This window comes from Bradyrhizobium sp. CB82, from assembly GCF_029714405.1.
In the GTDB taxonomy this organism is placed as follows: domain Bacteria; phylum Pseudomonadota; class Alphaproteobacteria; order Rhizobiales; family Xanthobacteraceae; genus Bradyrhizobium.
The window spans coordinates 3,145,531-3,165,526 of record NZ_CP121650.1; the positions used below are offsets into that span (position 1 = coordinate 3,145,531).

A 19,996-nucleotide genomic window follows, 5' to 3' on the forward strand; every position below is an offset into this window, starting at 1 on the left:
GGCACAAACCATCACGCGACGATGAAAATATTTCGGTATCACATTTCCTCCTTGGTTCATTTGGGTTTATTGGCTTCTCACTGGCGAGAGGCGACGTTCCATCGCCTGTCCCAGCCGCGAGAGCGGCCAGCAGACGATGAAGTAGATCAGGCCGACGATCGCGTAGATCAGCAGCGGCCGGTACGTGATGTTGGAGAGCAGCGTTCCGGTCCGGGACAACTCGGTGAAACCGATGATCGCCGCCAGCGACGTGCCCTTGATAAGCTGAACCAGGAAGCCGATGGTCGCCGGCAGCGAAATCTTAAGCGCTTGCGGCAGGATGATGTAGCGCATCCGGGACCAGTAATGGATGCCGAGCGCCTTTGCGGCTTCGGTCTGGCCGCGCGGGATCGCTTCGATCGATCCGCGCCAGATCTCGCCAAGAACGGCGCTCGCGTGAAGCATGAATGCAATCGACACCGCGATCCAGGGGCTCACCGAGATGTTGAGCAGCCCGATGCCGTAGTAGACGATGAACAATTGCAGTAGCAGCGGCGTGCCGCGGAATATCTCGATGAAGGCGGCGGCGAACCGCTCCAGCGCCCTCAAACCGCACGTCCGGCATAACGCCACGGCGAGTCCACCGAGCCCTCCAAACAGGAAACCGACTGTCGACAAGGCCAGCGTCCACAGGGTACCGACCAGCAGCAGATGAAACTGTGCGGGCCCAAGTGAGGTGATCATGGCTGGCCTCGCATGCGCGCCTCTCACCGTGCCGGATATGCAAAACCGACGCGCCCGATCAACGCAAACAACTTGGAGAGCCCAAAGGACATCAGCAGGTAGAGCCCGGCGATCGCGAAGTAGATCTCGAAGCTGCGGAAGGTCACGGCCTCGAGCTCCGCACCGACGTGCGTCAGCTCGGTAGCTGTGATGGACGAGGCGATGCTCGATGTCAGCATCAGAAAGATGAACTGACTGGTCATCGCCGGATACACGGTGCGCAGCGCCGGCTTGAGAACGACGTAGCGGAAGATCTGCGTCGGCCTGAGACCGAGCGCGAGCCCCGCCTCGATCTGGCCGCGCGACACCGCCTCCACGCCAGCGCGCAGGATCTCGATCGTATAGGCGGCGCCGTTCAGGCTAAGGGCGATGATCGCCGCGATATTTGGATCGAGCCGCACGCCGATGCTGGGCAGTCCGAAGTAGAGAAAGAAGATCTGCACTAGAAACGGTGTGTTGCGCACGATCTCGACGAATGTTCCGATGAGCCAGGTGCTGATGTTCTCCCGCATCTGCAGCACCAGCACGGCTGCGATGGCGATCGCGAGCGTGATCGGCATCGCAAGCAGCGACAGTTGCAGCGTCAGCAGGCAGCCCCTCAGCAGTTCGCGCCAATGCGCGACGACAGCAGTGAAATCGAAGGCGTACGCCACGCGTCCTCCGGTAATCCGCCTGGGGCCTCCCATGGCGCTTGCTATTGATTGGTGATGACCTGCAGCAGCTCCAGTTCGCGATCGCAGCCGCCGATTATGGGAGTATCCGGCAAGCCGCCGAGTTGCTGTCTGACACTCGATCCCCGAGCCGATCTATTCGTCAGTTTGAGCATAGGATCGGCGTCACCGTATTCGATGCGCAAAGGCGCGTTTGCGATACTGCAGACTGTTTCGATTAGCAGACGTACCGCTCGTCCTTCCCAAGAGATTTGATCGATCGGGGCTTCCCAGTACTCCGATACAACATAGGCCAAATGGCGGGCCTTAACGCCCAAGCCTGCTATCGTGTGTGCCGGGGTCTCCATGATCGCTCGTTCGATAGGGTCGAGGCAGGCTAGTAGTGCTTCATCCCCCATCGTGGAGTAGCCGTCGGAAGACTCAAGATCCCCAACTTCGCGTTCGAGTTCTGCTGCTATGGCGATGAATCGCCTCTCAAGAACCAAAAGAGCTGGGTCTGACGACGTATCACAATTCGGGCAAATGCTCCCAAGATGCTCGCCCATCAAATTGAACTCCAATACACGAAAACCGTCTGCATTAAACGATTACCGTTTAAAATCGCGGATGTCAACGCTTTTCGTGGCTGATAGACGGAAAACGTGTCTCATGAAATGGCGGTTGGATGACCCCCGATCAATCTCGGGCAGCCCGTGGACTGCTCGACTGGTCTCAGGCCGAATTGGCTGCTCGGTCCAATTTGAGCGAGAGCACTATTCGCGACTTCGAAAAAGGCCGCAGGATCCCTTCAATAAATAACTTGGCCGCGGTCAGACGTGCTTTAGAGGCCGCAGGGGTTGAATTCATCGACGGCGACCACCCCGGAGTTCGATTGACGCGCTAACGACAAATTCGGCGAGTGGCTGAATTATCCGGTCAAGAGAGCCATGACTGAGAGATGACTGAAGGGCGTCATACCATGTCATCCCTGAGGCGTGGCCGTTGTCCAGGAACGCAACGATCGCCCGATGTCGGCGATGTGCACCAGCTGCGGCCTATCTCCCGTTTCAAGAAGAGCAAGTTCATCTTGCGCGTTCTATGCAGGTTCGACAGCGCATAATTCGGACTTGTTGAATGTGAGTCCGTCACCTCCTGGGCGCGCGCTTGTCTGTCCAATCTCCCGGTCCTGCCTTGGAGTCCCAATCTGAACCGAGGCAATTCGCCAATGTCGTCAATGGGTGAATGGAGGAAGAAGATTCCGAGTAAGCTCTTATGCGAAGGATTGGATGAGAAATCGTAGGTTTGGTTGGTGTGGGGAAAAGCGGTAGCGCTCCAGTGACTCGAACCCCCGAGGTTGAGCGATATCTCAGCTTCAGTTAGCCCGGCGGAGGAAGTGTCATTTTCGAACATGAACGCGACAATGTCTGCATTTACACTGCCTGCCTGGGGATGTCCCGATCGCTGTTGAACTACGTCGGGCCGACGTTGCCGGAATGAATGTTACGCGGCCCTCGTGACGTGGGCAACGGGGTTGATCGTCATGCGATTGTGGCGAGCTTGAAGGGCCGCACGCAAAACCGACAATTGCTTATGCGCCTTCAATCGTCGGAAGCCCTTGTTGGCCTCGATCATGCCGGCCGCGACCCATCGCAAGGCCATGCCGGCATCCCGCCAGCGTTTGATGTTGCGCGTGACGCGGCGAATGGTGCCCATCATGTTCTCGGCGATGTTGGTACAAGCGAGCGATCGACGAAGCTCCTTCGGCAGCTTCAACCGGACGACAGTCAGGATTTCGTCGAGGCCTTCGAGGATGCTGGCCGCTACGCCGGGCCATTGCTGGTCGAGTCGACGCGCGAGATTGCGGATCAATTTTTCAGCCTTGTCGGCGTCATCGAGCTCCCAGGCCTGGCGCAGCACCCGACGGGTGGCCGCATGATGCTCTTTCGGCAGGCGTTCCATGATGTTGCGCGCCTTGTGGATCTGGCAGCGCTGGATCGCAGCGGCCGAACCGAAGGTGCGGCGGATCGCCTTCGACAACGCCTTCGCGCCGTCGGCGATGAACAGTCTTGGCACCGTCGGGTCGAGCCCGCGCGAGACCAGGTTGTCCAGCAGGGCCTGAACCGTTGCGGCGTTCTCGGTCGCCCCTTCCACCAGAGCCAGCGGATGCTTGTTGCCTTCGCCGTCAACTCCGATCGCGGCGACCAGCACGAGATCGTCGCCGAGATGCAGCCCGTCGATTTGGACCACCAGAAGGTCGAGCGCGGACAGATCGGCAGCCATGAAGTCGGCCAGCCGCGCCGCCGACAGCGCTACGAACCTCCGCGAGGCCGCCGACTTCGAAACCCCCGATCCGGGCGGTGCCGGCACGTCACCCTCGGGCAGCCGGACAGCGCGGCCGAACCGGCGCGTCGACACATTGATCAGCATCAGGTTCATCGCCCAGCGACCGAGCCAGTCCTCCTCCGCCGCCGTTTCCCAGCTCGGGATCGTGACCTCGCGGCCGTCCACGCCCCGGACCCGCGGGCGCTCGACCTCGATCTTGCCGCCGTGGAAGCCGATCCGTCCCCGCGTTCGGCCCCAACGGTGCGCCCGCCGCGCCGCGTCGCGACCGTGGCGCGGCCCGCAGGCCGCCGTGACATCCGCCTCCATCATCGTGCCGAGCGCCTCGATCCCTGCCGCAAGGCAGAACCGATCGAAGCTCGCCCGCACTTCTGCAAACGCTTCGTCCACAGCCCCGGTCGCCGGCCAACCAGCCGGTGTGATATCTCTCGTCATGGCGTTGCTCTCCTTTGTGGAATCAGCACCCCGAGCCTACCGGCTCAAGGTGGGCAACGCCGACCTCTTCAGAAATTCAACAGAACCCGGGACATCCCCGCCTGCCTCGTTTGCGTCGTTGACGAACATTATCCCGCGTTCGCTTTCAGCCCGGCGGCCTGGATGCCGGCGACGGCGCAGGCTTCGTCATTGTCCGAGGTATCACCGGAGACGCCGACCGCGCCGAGTAGCGTAGCGCCGTCCTGGATCAGCACGCCGCCAGGGACCGGGACCAGCGCGCCCTTGGCGATGGTGTTCACTGCGTTGATGAAATAAGCCTGTTCCTGGGCGCGCTGGAACAGGGCGCGCGATCCCATGCCCATGGCGAGCGCGCCATAGGCCTTGCCGTGGGCGATCTCCGCGCGCATCAGGCTGGTGCCGTCCTGCGCCGCCCCGAGCTTGAGGACGCCGCGCGCATCCAGGATGGTGACGGCCAGCGGCTTCAGCTTCAGTCCGGCGGCCTTGGCGAAGGCGGCGTCGAGGATCTTGCGGGCGGAGTCGAGGGTGAGTTCAGCCATTTGGAATATCCTTGTGTGATGAGGTCGTTGGATTTGTTTTGGAATGTGCCCTGGCATCTGTCTTGACGCGATCGAGGCTAATGGCGAGCACGCGCGCGACATGCAGGGCATCGCGTTGCATTCCGTCATGGATCTGATGCCGGCACGAGGTGCCGTCGGCGACCACGAGCGTTGCCTGGTCCGCACGGCGCACGGCCGGCAGCAGCGACAGCTCGGCCATCTCGATCGAGGCATCGTAAGTGTCCGAGCCATAGCCGAAGGCTCCGGCCATGCCGCAGCAGCTCGACTCGATGGTCTCGACCTTCAGGCCGGGGACGAGGCGCAGCACCTGCTCGACCGGCTTGAAGGCGCCGAAGGATTTTTGGTGGCAATGGCCGTGCACGAGCGCCTTCTCGGCGATCGCGCCGAGCGGCAGCTGCAGGCGTCCTGCTTCCGCCTCGCGCACCAGAAACTCCTCGAAGGTGAGGGAGTGGGCGCTGACCGTCTTGGCGTCGTCGTCCTTGCGCAAGGACAACAGCTCGTCGCGCAGCGTCAAGAGGCAGCTCGGCTCGAGGCCGATGATCGGCACGCCTCGCGCGGCAAATGGCGCGAAGCTTGCGACGAGACGGTCGAGCTCGGCCTTCGCTTCGTCGACGAGACCTGCAGACAGGAAGGTGCGGCCGCAGCAAGGCGGCCGGGTGCCGCTGACGGGCTTTGGCAGATGCACGCGATAGCCGCCTGCGACGAGCACCTGCAGAGCGGCGTCGAGGTTTTCCCGCTCATAGATCCGATTGAACGTATCGGCGAACAGCACGACCTCGCGCCCATCCACGGGTCCGACTGCTTCCGCAGGCGGCGCAAACACATCGCTGCGGAAGGCAGGCAAGGCGCGGCGCGCGCTGATGCCCGCAAAACGCTCGAACAGATTTCGCAGCAGAACGCTGCGGTTGCGCAGGTTCGCAAGCGGCGCGAAGCGCGAGGCGATACCCGCATAGCGCGGCAGATAGCCGACCAGCCGGTCGCGCAGCGCCAAACCGTGAGACGCGACGCGCGCCGCCAGCACCTCGATCTTCATCTTGGCCATGTCGACGCCGGTCGGGCATTCGTGGCGGCACGCCTTGCAGGAGATACAGAGCTTCAGCGTCTCCATCATCTCATCGGAGGACAGCGCATCGGGGCCCAGCTGGCCGGAGATCGCGAGCCGCAGCGTGTTGGCGCGGCCGCGGGTGACGTCCTTCTCGTTGCCCGTCGCGCGATAGGACGGGCACATCACGCCGCCCTCGAGCTTGCGGCAGGCGCCGTTGTTGTTGCACATCTCGACCGCGCCTTGGAAGCCGCCGCCCGCACCGGGCCAGGCAGACCAGTCGAGCTTCGTTTTCAGCTCAGCGACGCGATAGTCCGGCCGGTAGCGGAACAGCGAGCGGTCGTCCATCCTGGGCGCATCGACGATCTTGCCGGGATTGAGCACGTTCCCGGGATCGAATCGCTGCTTCACTTCCCTGAAATCTGCGACGAGACGCTCGCCGAACATCGTGGCGTGAAACTCCGAGCGCACGATGCCGTCGCCATGCTCGCCGGAATGCGAGCCCTTGTACTCGCGCACCATGGCGAAGGCCTCTTCCGCGATGGCGCGCATCGCTTTCACGTGCTTGTCCAGTTTCAGGTTAAGGACCGGTCGCACATGCAGGCAGCCTTCGGAGGCGTGCGCATACATCGTGCCGCTGGTGCCGTGCCTGGCGAAGACTTCGTTGAGGCGCGCGGTGTAGTCGGCGAGGTGCGGCAGCGGCACCGCGCAGTCCTCGACGAAGGAGACCGGCTTGCCCTCCTGCTTCATCGACATCATGACGTTGAGGCCGGCGGCGCGAAAATCGGCGATGCCGCTTTGCAAGGCGGGCTCGGTGATGTCAACCACGCCACCCCATTTGCGCTTGTCGTTGGTCCAGCCGAAGCCGAGATCGCCCATCAGCTCGGTGAGCTGCTTCAGGCGCTGCAAATTTGTCGCCTGGTCCTCTTCAGCGAACTCGACGACCAGCACAGCATCCGGGTCGTCCTTGATGGCGGCGCCGATAATGGGGCGAAACATCGCGATGTCGCGGCCGAGCGCAATCATGGTGCGGTCGACGAGCTCGACCGCGATCGGCTTGAGCTTGACCAGATGCTGGGCCGCATCCATCGCCTCGTAGAAGCTGCCGAAATGGCAGACGCCGAGGGCCTTGTTGCGGATCACCGGCCACAGCTTCAGCTCGGCCTTGGTCGTGAAGGCGAGGGTACCTTCGGAGCCGACCAAAAGATGCGCCATGTTGTTCGGCGCGTTGCGCGGGGTCAGCGCATCGAGATTGTAGCCGCCGACGCGGCGCTGCACCTTCGGAAACCTGTCCGCGATCTCGTCGGCCTCGCGCGCGCCGAGATCGAGCATGTCGCGGAACAGCGCCAGCGTCGTAGCGTCTGCATTGACGTCGGAAAGATCGCGCGGCACCTCGCCGAAGCGCGCCGGTGTGCCGTCGGCGAGCGTGGCTTCCATCGACAGTGTGTTGTCGCGCATGGTGCCGTAGCGTAGCGAGCGTCCGCCGCAGGAATTGTTGCCGGCCATGCCGCCGATGGTGGCGCGCGACGCGGTGGAGACATCGACCGGGAACCACAGGCCGTGCTTTTTGAGCTGGCGATTGAGATCGTCGAGCACGATGCCGGGCTCGACCACACAAATGCGGTTCTCGACATCGAGCGAGAGGATGCGGTTCAGGTGTTTCGAGACGTCGATGACGAGGCCGTCATTGATGGTCTGGCCGCATTGCGAGGTCCCGCCGCCGCGTGGGGTGACCTTCAGGCCCTCGTCACGGGCAACGGCCAGCGCCCGCAGCGCCTCGTCCATGCTGCGCGGCACAACCACGCCCAGGGGCATGATCTGATAGAACGAGGCATCGGTCGCGTAGCGGCCGCGGCTGAACGCATCGAACAGGACGTCGCCCGTGATTTCACGGGCCAGACGCGCAGCCAGGCCACTCTTTTGCGCCGATTTTCTCGATTTTTCGGCCACGTCAGCCGCCATGATCCGCTCTCGTTTTTTCGCCGGTGACGTCTTGCCTAGGGTCCGCCGGCTTGGCAAGCCGAGCCCTGCTTGTTGCGCATTGACGGGCCTCCTTAAGCGAGGGACAAGCCCGGCGAATAGTGATATGCGAGCGGTTCGCCGAGACCTCCAAGGCAGACTCTAGGGACCGGGAAGGACGCCGATGACCGTGCATACTGGAAGGCATTTTCTCCAGATTCCAGGACCGACCAACGTGCCCGACCGGGTCCTGCGGGCGATGGACATGCCGACGCTGGACCACCGCGGTCCGGAGTTCGCCGAGATCGGTTTTGCCGTTTTGGCCGCGATGCAGCGGGTTTTCCGCACCAGGCAGCCCGTGATCATCTATCCTTCCTCCGGAACCGGCGCTTGGGAAGCGGCGATGGTCAATGTTCTCTCGCCCGGCGACAAGGTTTTGATGTGCGAGACCGGCCAGTTCGCGGTGCTGTGGCGCGGCATCGCCGACAAGTTCAAGCTCGATGTCGACTTCATCCCGGGCGACTGGCGCCATGGCGCCGATCTCGCCGAGATCGAACAGCGCCTGTCCGCCGACAAGCAGCACAAGATCAAGGCGGTCTGTGTCGTGCACAACGAGACCTCGACGGGCTGCGTGACGCCGCCCTCGGAGGTGCGCAAGATCCTCGACTGCGCGAAGCATCCGGCGTTGCTGATGGTCGATACCATCTCGGGTCTCGGCTCGATGGAATATGAGCACGACGCCTGGGGCATCGACGTCTCGGTCGCAGGCTCCCAGAAGGGCCTGATGCTGCCGCCGGGCCTCGGCTTCAACGCCGTCTCGGAGAAGGCGCTTGCCGTCGCCAAGGCCAACCAAGGCATGCGCTCCTACTGGGACTGGCAGGAGGTCATCGCCTTCAACAAGGCCGGCACCTTCCCTTATACGCCCGCGACCAACCTTCTCTTCGGCCTGCGCGAGGCGGTCAAGATGCTGGAAGAGGAGGGGCTCGAGAACGTCTGGACCCGCCACAAGCGCCATAGCGCCGCGACGCGCGCGGCGATCAAGGTCTGGGGCCTGGAGACGCAGTGCGCCGATCCCAGTGCGCACTCGCCGGCGCTCACTGGCGTGCGCATGCCCGAGGGTCATGACGCCGACAGTTTCCGCAAGGTGGTGCTGGAGAATTTCGATATGTCGCTCGGCACCGGGCTGAACAAGGTCAAGGGCAAGGTGTTCCGCATCGGCCATATCGGCCATTTCAACGATCTGATGCTGATGGGCACACTGTCCGGCGTCGAGATGGGCCTGGATCTTGCCAAGGTTCCGCATCGGAGCGGCGGAGTGCTGGCAGCCATGGACGTCCTCAAGGGACGCGACGTCGTGGCGATGACCAAGGCTCAAGTCGCCTGAACTAACTCGAGTGAGCGAAGAAAGAGAGCGCGATGAACGCCCCAGTGACTGCCAGTGAAGACCTGCTCTATTCCGTCACGGACGGCATTGCGCGCATCACCTTCAACCGTCCGCGAGCGCGCAACGCGCTCACCTTCGCCATGTATGAGCGCATGGCGGAGATCTGCCAGGCCATCAATGCCGATCGTTCGATCAAGGCACTGATCCTGACCGGCGCCGGCGACAAGGCGTTCGCCTCGGGTACCGACATCTCGCAGTTCCGCGCCTTCAAGACCGCGCAGGATGCGCTCGACTACGAAGCGCGGATCGATCGCGTGCTCGGCACGCTCGAGCAGTGCCGCGTCCCCGTCATCGCGGCGATCGCGGGCGCCTGCACCGGCGGCGGCGCGGGGATTGCGGCCTGTTGCGATATCCGCATCGGCACCGAATCCACCCGCATCGGCTTTCCGATCGCGCGCACGCTCGGGAACTGCCTGTCGATGTCGAACATCAGCCGCGTCGTCTCGCTGGTGGGACCTGCCCGTACCAAGGACCTGATCTTCAAGGCGCGCCTCGTCGAGGCGCCGGAGGCGCTCGCGCTCGGCCTGCTCAGCGAGGTTGTGCCTGACGTCGAGACGCTCCAGCGCCGCGCCGACGAGACTGCCAAGCTCGTCGCGAGCCACGCGCCGCTCACGCTGGAAGCCACCAAGGAGGCGGTGCGCCGCATTCGCCGCACGCTGTCGCGTGAAGAAGGTGAGGATTTGATCCTCAAAGCCTATATGAGCGAAGATTTTCGTGAAGGCATGGATGCCTTCCTCAACAAGCGCGCGCCGAAGTGGAAGGGTAGGTAGGACGCCTTCCGTCAGCCGAAAGTCATATGCAGCAGAATGCCCGATCGCTTGAACTCGTCGGCATTCCTCCGCACAATGCGCCGATAGATTTCCCGGCATCACAAAGCCAATAAAAACCAGGGGACGAAACTCGTGCGTATTCCAATGAAGGCCGTCGGCGCTGCGGCGGCCATGTTGATGAGCGCGCCGGCCTTGGCCGGCTGGGAGCCGACCAAGCCTGTCGAGATCGTGGTCGCAGCCGGTGCAGGCGGCGCCTCCGACCAGATGGCGCGCATGATGCAGGCCGCGATCCAGAAGAACAATCTGTTGAAGCAGCCGATGGTGGTGTCGCTCAAGGGCGGTGCCTCCGGGGCCGAAGCGCTGATGTACATGAAGTCCAGCGAGGGCGATCCGAACAAGGTGCTGATCGCCTACTCGCTGATTTACATGCTGCCGCTGTCGGCCAAGATCCCGTTCAACTGGCGCGAGCTGACGCCGGTCTCGGTGATCGCGCTCGACCAGTTCGTGCTGTGGGACAACGCGGCGGGACCGAAATCGGTGAAGGATTTCATCGAGGCAGCCAAGGCCGCAAGCCCCCCGTTCAAGATGGGCGGCACCGGCTCCAAACGTGAGGATCACGTCCTGACCGTCTTCCTAGAGCAGAAGACCGGCGCGAAATTCTCCTATCTGCCCTACAAATCGGGCGGCGAGGCCGCGACGCAGCTCGTCGGTAACCACACCGAATCCAACGTCAACAACCCAAGCGAAAATCTCGAAGTCTGGCGCGCAGGCCAGGTGCGGGCGCTCTGCGTGTTCGACAAGGAGCGTATCTCCTACACCACCAAGGTGACGGAGACGCAGTCCTGGCACGACATCCCGACATGCAAGGAGGAGGGGCTGGATATCCAGTACCTGATGCTGCGCGCGATGTTCCTGCCCGGCAAGGTCACGGCGGAGCAGCAGGCGTTCTACGCCGACCTCTTCCAGAAGGTGACGCAGACCCCGGAGTACAGGGATTACATGGAGAAGCAGGCGCTCAAGCCGATCTTCCTCACCGGCAAGGACATGGTGCAGTTCCTCGAGGAGGACGACGCGCTGAACAAGTCGCTGATGATGGAAGCAGGTTTCGTTGCGAAGTAGGCTCTCTTCGCCCTCTCCCCGTTCTTACGGGGAGAGGGGCGGGGTGAGGGGCTCTCTCAGCGAGTCCAATTCTTACCGTTCGCGTGGAGACTTCCCTTCACCCCAACCCTCTTTCCCGCAAGCGGGGAGAGGGAGAACTGGCAGCATTCCGTCCCTAACAGCTCATGCCTCAAACCGATATCGAAATCGTCGTCGACGATCCGACCGCGCCTGAAGATGACTCGCCGAGCGTCGTCAGTTCGCGAACGATCGAGATCATCGTCTCGCTCGTGCTGCTGCTGCTCGCCATCACGCTCGGCTACGACAACTGGCGCACCGGCATTTCCTGGGATACGACCGGGCCCGAGCCCGGTTACTTCCCGTTCTATCTGTGCGTCATCCTCGCCGGTGGAAGTCTCTATGGCCTCGTCGCGGCGCTGCTTGCCGGGCGCACCGGCAGCGAGCCCTTCGTTACCCGCGCGCAGGCCCGCCGCGTGATGGCGGTGTTTGCACCGACGCTTCTGTTCTGTCTGGTGACGCAGTTCCTCGGGCTCTATGTCGCGAGCTTCCTCCTGATCGCGGGCTTCATGCGGCTGATCGGCAAGATTGCGCTGTGGAAGGCGCTGCTCACCGCTTTCCTGTTCACGGCGATCATGTTCGTCACCTTCGACATCGCCTTCGACGTCATCATGCCGAAGGGACCGCTCGAAGCGGCCTTCGGCTTCTAGGGCGGCCCGCGATGGAAGCGTTCGGTCTCCTTGTCCACGGCTTTGCCGTCCTGCTTACCTGGAAGACGCTGGTCCTGATGATGGTCGGGCTCGTGCTCGGCATCTTCGTCGGCGTGTTGCCGGGGCTCGGCGGCCCCAACGGCGTCGCGATCCTGCTGCCGCTGACCTTCACGATGGATCCGACCTCGGCCATCGTGATGTTGTCCTGCATCTATTGGGGCGCGCTGTTCGGCGGCGCCATCACCTCGATCCTGTTCAACATCCCCGGCGAAGCCTGGTCGGTGGCGACTACCTTCGACGGCTACCCGATGGCGCAGCAGGGCAGGGCGGCGGAAGCACTCACTGCGGCGTTTACCTCCTCCTTCATCGGCTCGCTGGTTGCGGTGTTGCTGATTACCTTCCTCGCACCGCTGATCTCCTCATTTGCGCTCAAATTCGGCCCACCCGAGTTCTTTGCGGTGTACCTCCTGACCTTCTGCTCCTTCGTCGGTCTCGGCCGCGAGGCCAAGCACAAGACCGTCATCTCAATGTCGCTCGGCCTTTTGCTCGCCGGTATCGGCATGGATACCGTGTCCGGCCAATTGCGCATGACGTTCGGCTCCGCCGAACTGCTCCGAGGCATCAACTTCCTCGTTGCCGTCATCGGGCTCTTCGGTATCAGCGAGATCCTGCTGACGATGGAGGAGCGGCTGGCGCTGCGGGGGCACGCCGCGAGCATCTCGCTACGCGTCGTCCTGTCGGTATGGAAGGATCTGCCGAAATACTGGGTGACGCTGCTGCGCTCCTCCTTCATCGGCTGCTGGCTCGGCATCACGCCGGGTGGCGCCATCGCAGCTTCCTTCATGGGCTACAATCTCGCAAAACGCTTCGCCAGGGATCCCCAAAGCTTTGGCAAAGGGCGCATCGAGGGCGTGTTCGCGCCGGAAACGGCCGCGCACGCCTCTGGCACCTCGGCGCTGCTGCCGATGCTCGCGCTTGGCATTCCCGGTTCGGGTACGGCGGCGATCCTGCTTGGCGGGTTGATGGTGTGGGGGCTCAATCCGGGGCCGCTGTTGTTCGTCGAGCACAAGGACTTCGTCTGGGGCCTGATCGCCTCGATGTATCTCGGCAATATCGTCGGCCTTATGCTGGTGCTGACCACTGTGCCGGTCTTCGCCTCGATTCTGCGCGTGCCGTTCGCCGCGGTCGCGCCGATGATCGTGGTGTCCTGCGCGATCGGCGCTTATGCCATCCAGAACGCGATGTTCGACATCTGGCTCATGCTGGGTTTCGGCGTCGTCGGCTACGTCTTCAAGAAGATCGGCATTCCGCTGGCGCCCTTCACGCTGGCGCTCGTGCTCGGCAATCGCGCCGAGGACGCCTTCCGCCTGTCGATGATCGGCGCCAGTGGCGACCTCAGGGTGTTCTGGTCGAATGGGCTGGTCGGCTCGATCACGACGCTGGCAATCCTGCTGCTGTTCTGGCCGCTGATCGACAAGCTATTCAGCGGCGTCGGACGATTGCGGCGGCCGGCTGAGACATGATTTAAAATGGCTCGGGCGGGTTCTCGGTTGCCGCTCGAATGCGATTACAAATCAAAGCCCTGGTGCTGTTTATTCAGTGTTAACTATAAGTTGCGACGCTGGTTGAGGTCATACGACTTTGGCCTCCTTCAGCGCTGTGATCTCGGCCACATCAAAGCCGAACTCTTCGAGCACCTCGTCAGTCTGCTCGCCGAATTCAGGCGGCCTTGCCACCATCGTGCTCGGCGTGCGCGACAGCGTGACGGGCTGGCCGACCAGGCGGATGTGGCGGTTCTCCGCGTTCGGCACGTCCTGCGCGATGCCGAGATGCCTGACCTGCGCATCGTCGAACATCTGGTCGATCGCATAGATCGGCCCGCAGGGCACGCCGGCCTCGTTGAGCTCCCTGACCCAGGTCTCGGTCGATTTCGCCACCGTGCGCTGCTCGATCTCGGCGTTGAGCGCATCGCGGTTCTTCGAGCGCGCGGGCGCGGTCGCGTAGTCCGGATTGGCGAGGAGCTCGGGCGCGCCGACTGCCTGAGCGCAGCGCTCCCAGATCCGCCCGCCGGTGGTGGCGATGTTGATGTAGCCGTCGGAGGTTTTGAACACGCCGGTCGGAATGCTGGTCGGATGATTGTTGCCGGCCTGCTTGGCGACTTCCTTCTCCATCAGCCAGCGCGCGGCCTGGAAGTCGAGCATGAAGATCTGCGCCTGCAACAGCGAGGTCTGCACCCACTGGCCCTCGCCGGAGACGTCGCGCTCGAGCAGCGCGGTGAGAATGCCGATCGCACAGAACAGCCCGGCGGTGAGATCGGCGACGGGAATACCCACCCGCATCGGACCGCCGCCCGGCGCCCCCGTGATCGACATCAGCCCGCCCATGCCCTGCGCGATCTGATCGAAGCCCGGCCGCTTGTGGTAGGGGCCGTCCTGGCCGAAGCCGGAGATGCTGCCATAAACCAGGCGCGGGTTGATCGCGCGCAGGCTCTCATAGTCGATGCCGAGCTTCTTCTTCACGTCGGGGCGGAAATTCTCGACCACGACGTCGGCCTTGGCGGCGAGGCGCTTGAACACCTCGAGACCCCTCGGGTCCTTCAGATTGAGCGTCATCGCCCGCTTGTTGCGGTGCAAGTTCTGGAAGTCCGCCCCGTGCCGCGGTCCACCCGGTTGCTCGCCACCGGCATCCTCCATGAGGGCGTCGATCTTGATGACGTTGGCGCCCCAGTCCGCGAGCTGTCGCACGCAAGTGGGACCGGACCGGACGCGGGTCAGATCGAGCACGGTGAAGCGCGACAGGGCCTGTGAGGCATGCGGGAAGGGCATATGGAAGGGCTCCAAGAGGATGATCTCGGTGCACAATAAAGCTGAAGGAACATCCAGCAAGGCTGCTCGATGCAGACCACGGTTTCTCGAACCCATCGAAAAAGCTCGCCAGCCGAGCAGGCTCCGGCGCCGCCGCCTCCGAAGGCGACCGAGGCCCCGCTGCCGCTCGTCAAAGTGATCCGCGCTGCGCCAGGGTGAATCGCGGGCAGGCTGGTCGTTGAGTTCCGTCCAGCGGCTGCCGTCCCTCCGGGAACAAGGGGGAAACCTGGACCGCCCCGGCTATGCGCGACACCTCTTTCGTGCCATTCGTGCCCGCTCGACGCCGAAGGGCGGCGAGGCGGATGGTCTTTGAGCTCTCTTCTTAGCCGTGAGTGTCACGTGGACCATTCCAGCCGGAGCCGAATGCAGGGGATCAGAGATATAGTGAACGCCGCGTGAATTCCTGCGGCCCTCGGCTTGATGAAGATCATGCTCCGGTCGATCCGGGCGATCAGGATTGACCAGCGATGATCGTTGTGACGACATTTGCGGGGAAGGATCGGACGTCGGTAGAGCCGCCGAGAAACGGCAAATTAACCCAGATGGGTCGATCGTTTGGGCCTGAAAGCATGGTACTGCCGGTGCAAGCGCCCCGATTCGTTTCACCCTTCGCTTTTGCGTCGGAGTGGAGCAATGCTGGAACTGAAGGTGTAAGCGTTCGAAGTCGAGACAGGCGATGAGATCAAACTCTACCCCGGACCAAGATCTGCTCTCCGATGATCCCTTTTACACTGTCGTCGGTAACAGCATCCAAGGGAGCTATATCCCCGCGACCTCGGGAGGTTCCTCCGGCGGCACTGCCACACCCGGCTCGGTCATTTCGGTCACCTCGGGCGGCATCACGATCAACCTGATCCTCGATGCGGCCGCGCAGGCCGCGCCGGCGAGCTTCAAGAACGGTCTGCAACAGGCGGTCGCGATACTCGCCGCGAACATCACCGACAAGATCACCGTCAATATCAAGATCGACTACAGCGGGACCGGGGGCGGCGCTGCCGCCGGCCCGGATTCCGGGTACTATGAGAATTACTCCTGGGTCCACTCGGAGTTGATCAATAATGCGAGCGCCGGCGATACCACGTTCAACAGCCTGCCGGCCGGCTCGACGATCCAGGGACAGTCGAGCGTCGCGGTCTGGAATGCGCAGCTGAAGCTGTGGGGTGTGCTCGGGGCCAGCGATACCACGACCGATGATGCCAGCGCGTATTTTTCCACTGACATCGACCCCAACCTGCTGGTCGGCGTGGCGCTGCATGAACTGACCCACGCGATGGGCCGCGTGCCCTATGGCTCGGCGCCCGACGTGTTTGATTTCTTCCGTTTCACAAGCCAAAACGTCCGCCTTTTCCAGGGCGGCGCCACCGCGCCGGCGGCGTATTTCTCGCTCGACAATGGCGCAACCAAGATCGCGGATTACGGCCAGAACTCCGACCCGAGCGACTTCCTGAACAGCGGCGTGCAGGGGCCGAACGATCCCTTCAACGAGTACTACACCGGCAGCACCACTCAAGGGCTGACATCCGTCGATCTGAAGCAGCTGGATGCTCTCGGATTTCACCTCGCCATCAGCAATCCGATCGTGATCGAGTCGTTTGGCTCGACCAGTGTGGTGCAGATCGGAAACTACTATTACCTCGATCCCGTTGCCGGGGGGACCGGGCCAGAATTGAAGTATGGCGGCTCGCCCGTCACTGTCTCCGGCCTGGGTGGCTGGACAGTTATCGGCGCGGAGCAGACCGGCAGCGGCTATGACGTGGCGCTGCATTCGTCCACTGGCAATCAGTATACGGTCTGGTATGCCGACAGCACTGGCAACGGCTACTCCAACGCGACCGGGGGGGCCGTCTCGGGATCGAGTTATGCGTTGGAGTCTTTCGAGGCTAGCTTCCACCAGGACCTGAATGGCGATGGCACGATCGGCGTCATCACAACTGTGATCGAGTCTGTTGGTTCTACGAAACTGGTGCAGGCGGGCAGCAACTACCTCCTCAATCCTGTTTCGGGCGGCACTGGCCCTGAACTGAAATACGGCGGCAGCCCCGTCTCGGCAACGGGCCTAGGTGGTTGGGCAATTATTGGCGCGGAGCAGACCGGCAGTGGCTATGAAGTGGCACTGCATTCGCCGACTGGCGACCAATACACGGTCTGGAATACCGACAGCAGCGGCAATGTGGTCGGCAATGCGACCGGTGGAGTCGTGTCGGGCGCAAGCTACGCGCTGGAGTCGCTCGAGACGAGTTTCCACCAGGATCTCAATGGCGATGGCCAAATCGGTGTCGTCAGCACGGTGCTCGAGTCGCTTGGCTCGACGAGTGTGGTGCAGATTGGCAACAACTATTACCTCGATCCCGTTGCCGGGGGGACCGGACCAGAATTGAAGTATGGCGGCTCGCCCGTCACTGTCTCAGGCCTGGGTGGCTGGACAGTTATCGGCGCCGAGCAGACCGGCAGCGGCTATGAGGTGGCGCTGCATTCGCCGACTGGCGGCCAATACACGGTCTGGAATACCGACAGCAGCGGCAATGTGGTTGGCAATGCGACGGGTGGGGTGGTGTCGGGCGCGAGTTACGCGCTGGAGTCGCTCGAACCGAGTTTTCATCAGGATCTCAACGGCGATGGCCAAACCGGTGCCCGAAGCACGGTGATCGAGTCGTTTGGCTCGACGAGCCTGACGGAGCTTGGCGACAACTTCTTCCTCAATCCCGTTTCGGGTGGCACCGGGCCGGAATTGAAGTACGGCGGAAGTCCGGTTTCGGCGGCGGCGCTGGGTGGCTGGTCGGTTATCGGCGCGGAACAGACCGGCAGCGGCTATGAGGTGGCACTGCATTCGTCGACTGGCGACCAATACACGGTCTGGAGTACCGACAGCAGCGGCAATGTGGTCGGCAATGCGACCGGTGGGGTCGTGTCGGGTACGAGCTACGCGCTCGAGTCGCTCGAACCCGGTTTCCACCAGGATCTCAATGGCGATGGCCAAACCGGTGCGTCAAGCACGGTCATCGAGTCGTTCGGCTCGACGAGCCTCGTGAAGCTTGGCGACAACTTCTTCTTCAATCCTGTTTCGGGTGGCACCGGACCGGAATTGAAATACGGCGGAAGTCCCGTCTCGGCAGCGGCCCTGGGTGGCTGGGCGGTTATCGGCGCTGAGCAGACGGGCCGTGGCTATGAGGCGGCACTGCACTCGTTGACGGCCGATCAGTACACGGTTTGGAATACCGACAGCAGCGGCAATGTGGTTGGTAATGCGACCGGTGGGGTCGTGTCGGGCGCAAGCTACGCGCTGGAGTCGCTCGAGCCGAGCTTCCATCAGGATCTCAACGGCGATGGAGCAACCGGCGTTGCTACGGCACCGGCATCTCAAACATCTCCGGCGACGCAGATCAATGTTCTCTTAGCTCATCTATTGGCTGACCATTTCCTGATCCGATAGTTCGGCCAACACGGCGGCTGCGTCCTCTGCGCCATCCGGCCCGCCTGGTGGAGCTGGCGGCCTCCGGTTGTTGGAAGTCGACGCAATGGCCACCGAAGCGTTGCTGGCGAGGAGCAGGAATCCGGCCGCGCAAAGGGGCCTCATAATTTCCCGTTTTGATTTGATCGGGGTTGAAGGCACAGGACATCGGAACTAGTTTGCCGGCTTGGTGCTTCCGCGGCGCCCGCGGCGGATGGTCTTTGAGCTTGTCGTCCCAGGATCAACGGCTCTTTGGCCAGGAAGGTTCTGGGTTTGACCGACGCGCAAGGTGATGTGGCAGGCAACACAGGAGAGGCTGCAGGGGCAGGCCGCGGCCGCCTGCGTCGCCTTGTCCACGGCTGGTCTGCAAATCTCGTTCAGATGGTGTTGGGCCTGACCCAGCAATTGCTGCTCATTCCGGCGTTCCTGCATTTCTGGAGCAGTGACGTGCTCGCGGCCTGGCTTGCCATTTACGCGGCCGGGAGCCTTGTCGTCATGGCCGATGTCGGATTGCAGCTGCGTGCCATCAACCGGTTTCTCGCCTTCAAGTCCTGTGTCGACTGCGACGGACGGACGGCGAGCTTCTATGCGCGCATGCTGCGGGTCTATGTCCTCGCGGTCGCGGCGCTCGGCGTTCTCCTGCTCCTCGGCGCCTATGTCGCGCCGCCCTCGGCGGTTCTCGGCTTCCATGCGACCGAGAGCTTCGATGCTGCGCTGCTCGTGACGACTCTCGGCATGCTCCTGACTCTGCCTGCCAATCTGGTCTCCGGCCTCTATCGCGTGCGCGGCCGATACAGTCGCACCGTCTGGCTGCAAAACGCAGCTCTGCTCCTGGCCCAGATCGCCCAGCTCGTCGCGATCGCTCTGTTCGGCAGCCTGCTCGCGGTCGCGATCGCCTTCGTCGCGATGCAGATCCTGTTTGCGGTCTTTTTGGTCGCCCGCGATGCGCCGCGTCTGTTTCCGTTTCTGCGCCGGGACCGGATCCGTCGCGCCTGGTCCGGATCCTTGCGCTGGTGCGCCGGGCAATTCGGCCGCGCCTTTCCTTTTGCGGTTGCCAACGTCACGGAGCTAGCGCTCGTCAATTTGCCGGTGCTGCTAGTGAGTGCCCTCGTCACAGATCGGGTGGCGGTCGCGCAATGGGGCCTGACACGCGTGATCGCGAGCCTTGTACGCGGTCTCTGCATCCAAGTCGCCCTCCCGCTCGGTGCCGAGCTCGGCCATGATTACGCGATCGGTGACAGGGAGCGGCTGCGCCGGCTCTATGCCCATGGCTCGGCATTCGTCACCGTTATGGCGTGTCTGGTCGTTGCGGGCCTGCTGCCGTTCTGGCCCGACTTCTTCGCACTCTGGACGCGTGGCAGCATTCCCTATGACGCACCGCTCACGATCACCCTGTTGCTCGGCTCGGCTGCGGTTGCACCGTCGCTGTTTGCGCTCGTGTTTGCCAATCACAGCAACCGTGGCGATCTCCTGGTGCGGACCAAGGGGCTGCAACTGGTCGTCTTCCTGGTGCTGTCGTTTGTGTTGATCCCCGGCTTTGGACCACTCGGTGCTGCTCTAGCCGTGATCGCGAGCGACCTCCTTGTTCAGTTCGGCCTGCTTGCGCTTCCGATCATGGCCCAGACCCTGCGCCATCCGCTGCGGCACACCGCCTTTCTCGTCATGGTCGCCATGGCGATCGTTCTGTCGGGATGGGGCATCGGCGCCATCGTCACATCGCGTCTTGCGGGCGGCGGCCTTGCGCATTTTCTCGGCGAATGCGCGCTGTGGCTGGTCGTGGTCGGCATTCTGGCAAGCCCGCTGCTGAGCAAGCACGTGCGCGATCGCGCGAGGGTGCTAGTTCCGGCCTAAAGCATGGTCCGGAAAAGTGCGAAGCGG

The 19,996-nt window shown here is 62.9% G+C and carries 15 protein-coding genes; 9 read left to right on the top strand and 6 right to left on the bottom strand.

The window, feature by feature from the left end; genetic code table 11:
* Positions 1–66: 66 nt before the first annotated feature.
* Positions 67–720 (bottom strand): amino acid ABC transporter permease, encoded by a 654-nt coding sequence (locus QA640_RS15105; protein ID WP_283042802.1) that lies wholly within the window; start codon positions 718–720, stop codon positions 67–69.
* A gap of 26 nt (positions 721–746) precedes the next feature.
* Entirely contained in the window at positions 747–1,415 is a 669-nt protein-coding gene (locus QA640_RS15110; protein ID WP_283041401.1) for an amino acid ABC transporter permease, read from the bottom strand.
* A 44-nt stretch (positions 1,416–1,459) separates the two neighbouring features.
* On the opposite strand from QA640_RS15110, the gene QA640_RS48315 reads away from it, so the two are divergent.
* The gene (locus QA640_RS48315) at positions 1,460–1,654 is read left to right on the top strand and encodes a LysR family transcriptional regulator (protein ID WP_349253723.1); all 195 of its coding nucleotides are present in this window, start codon (positions 1,460–1,462) and stop codon (positions 1,652–1,654) included.
* A gap of 443 nt (positions 1,655–2,097) precedes the next feature.
* Complete coding sequence (locus QA640_RS15120) at positions 2,098–2,316, top strand: helix-turn-helix transcriptional regulator (protein WP_271597979.1); 219 nt, start codon at positions 2,098–2,100, stop codon at positions 2,314–2,316.
* Between the two features lie 596 nt (positions 2,317–2,912).
* Here QA640_RS15120 and QA640_RS15125 read toward each other — a convergent pair.
* The 3 genes from QA640_RS15125 to QA640_RS15135 form a co-directional block, all read right to left on the bottom strand.
* A complete protein-coding gene (locus QA640_RS15125) occupies positions 2,913–4,187 on the bottom strand; it encodes an IS256 family transposase (RefSeq protein ID WP_283041364.1) in 1,275 nt (424 codons plus the stop codon).
* Positions 4,188–4,315: 128 nt separating this feature from the next.
* Complete coding sequence (locus tag QA640_RS15130; protein ID WP_283041403.1) at positions 4,316–4,744, bottom strand: heme-binding protein; 429 nt, start codon at positions 4,742–4,744, stop codon at positions 4,316–4,318.
* The gene (locus tag QA640_RS15135; RefSeq protein WP_283041404.1) at positions 4,737–7,769 is read right to left on the bottom strand and encodes an FAD-binding and (Fe-S)-binding domain-containing protein; all 3,033 of its coding nucleotides are present in this window, start codon (positions 7,767–7,769) and stop codon (positions 4,737–4,739) included. Before QA640_RS15135 ends, QA640_RS15130 begins: the two co-directional genes overlap by 8 nt.
* Positions 7,770–7,950: 181 nt before the next feature.
* On the opposite strand from QA640_RS15135, the gene QA640_RS15140 reads away from it, so the two are divergent.
* The 5 genes from QA640_RS15140 (at position 7,951) to QA640_RS15160 (ending at position 13,329) form a co-directional block, all read left to right on the top strand.
* A complete protein-coding gene (locus QA640_RS15140) occupies positions 7,951–9,150 on the top strand; it encodes an aminotransferase class V-fold PLP-dependent enzyme (protein ID WP_283041405.1) in 1,200 nt (399 codons plus the stop codon).
* Positions 9,151–9,182: 32 nt separating this feature from the next.
* Positions 9,183–9,980, top strand: a complete 798-nt coding sequence (locus tag QA640_RS15145) for an enoyl-CoA hydratase/isomerase family protein (RefSeq protein WP_283041406.1) — start codon at positions 9,183–9,185, stop codon at positions 9,978–9,980.
* Between the two features lie 144 nt (positions 9,981–10,124).
* Complete coding sequence (locus QA640_RS15150; protein WP_283042803.1) at positions 10,125–11,099, top strand: tripartite tricarboxylate transporter substrate-binding protein; 975 nt, start codon at positions 10,125–10,127, stop codon at positions 11,097–11,099.
* 164 nt (positions 11,100–11,263) lie between these two features.
* Complete coding sequence (locus QA640_RS15155) at positions 11,264–11,806, top strand: tripartite tricarboxylate transporter TctB family protein (RefSeq protein ID WP_283041407.1); 543 nt, start codon at positions 11,264–11,266, stop codon at positions 11,804–11,806.
* An 11-nt stretch (positions 11,807–11,817) separates the two neighbouring features.
* Positions 11,818–13,329 (top strand): tripartite tricarboxylate transporter permease, encoded by a 1,512-nt coding sequence (locus QA640_RS15160; protein WP_283041408.1) that lies wholly within the window; start codon positions 11,818–11,820, stop codon positions 13,327–13,329.
* A 108-nt stretch (positions 13,330–13,437) separates the two neighbouring features.
* Here the strand turns inward: QA640_RS15160 and QA640_RS15165 are convergent, their stop codons facing one another.
* On the bottom strand, positions 13,438–14,631 hold the full coding sequence (locus QA640_RS15165) for a CoA transferase (RefSeq protein WP_283041409.1): 1,194 nt from the start codon (positions 14,629–14,631) through the stop codon (positions 13,438–13,440).
* 715 nt (positions 14,632–15,346) lie between these two features.
* On the opposite strand from QA640_RS15165, the gene QA640_RS15170 reads away from it, so the two are divergent.
* Together QA640_RS15170 and QA640_RS15175 are read left to right on the top strand one after the other, a co-directional pair.
* Positions 15,347–18,100: an NF038122 family metalloprotease gene (locus tag QA640_RS15170; RefSeq protein ID WP_283041410.1), complete on the top strand. Its 2,754-nt coding sequence runs from the start codon at positions 15,347–15,349 to the stop codon at positions 18,098–18,100.
* 291 nt (positions 18,101–18,391) lie between these two features.
* Positions 18,392–19,969, top strand: coding sequence for a hypothetical protein (locus QA640_RS15175; RefSeq protein ID WP_283041411.1), 1,578 nt, complete (start codon positions 18,392–18,394; stop codon positions 19,967–19,969).
* The last annotated feature ends 27 nt before the right edge of the window (positions 19,970–19,996 follow it).

Excerpts from the sequence above, each read along its gene's own strand:
- QA640_RS15120 (WP_271597979.1), top strand. The coding sequence starts at position 2,098 with ATGACCCCCGATCAATCTCGGGCAGCCCGTGGACTGCTCGACTGGTCT.
- QA640_RS15125 (WP_283041364.1), bottom strand. The coding sequence starts at position 4,187 with ATGACGAGAGATATCACACCGGCTGGTTGGCCGGCGACCGGGGCTGTG.
- QA640_RS15130 (WP_283041403.1), bottom strand. The coding sequence starts at position 4,744 with ATGGCTGAACTCACCCTCGACTCCGCCCGCAAGATCCTCGACGCCGCC.
- QA640_RS15135 (WP_283041404.1), bottom strand. The coding sequence starts at position 7,769 with ATGGCGGCTGACGTGGCCGAAAAATCGAGAAAATCGGCGCAAAAGAGT.
- QA640_RS15140 (WP_283041405.1), top strand. The coding sequence starts at position 7,951 with ATGACCGTGCATACTGGAAGGCATTTTCTCCAGATTCCAGGACCGACC.
- QA640_RS15145 (WP_283041406.1), top strand. The coding sequence starts at position 9,183 with ATGAACGCCCCAGTGACTGCCAGTGAAGACCTGCTCTATTCCGTCACG.
- QA640_RS15150 (WP_283042803.1), top strand. The coding sequence starts at position 10,125 with ATGAAGGCCGTCGGCGCTGCGGCGGCCATGTTGATGAGCGCGCCGGCC.
- QA640_RS15155 (WP_283041407.1), top strand. The coding sequence starts at position 11,264 with ATGCCTCAAACCGATATCGAAATCGTCGTCGACGATCCGACCGCGCCT.
- QA640_RS15160 (WP_283041408.1), top strand. The coding sequence starts at position 11,818 with ATGGAAGCGTTCGGTCTCCTTGTCCACGGCTTTGCCGTCCTGCTTACC.
- QA640_RS15165 (WP_283041409.1), bottom strand. The coding sequence starts at position 14,631 with ATGCCCTTCCCGCATGCCTCACAGGCCCTGTCGCGCTTCACCGTGCTC.
- QA640_RS15170 (WP_283041410.1), top strand. The coding sequence starts at position 15,347 with ATGAGATCAAACTCTACCCCGGACCAAGATCTGCTCTCCGATGATCCC.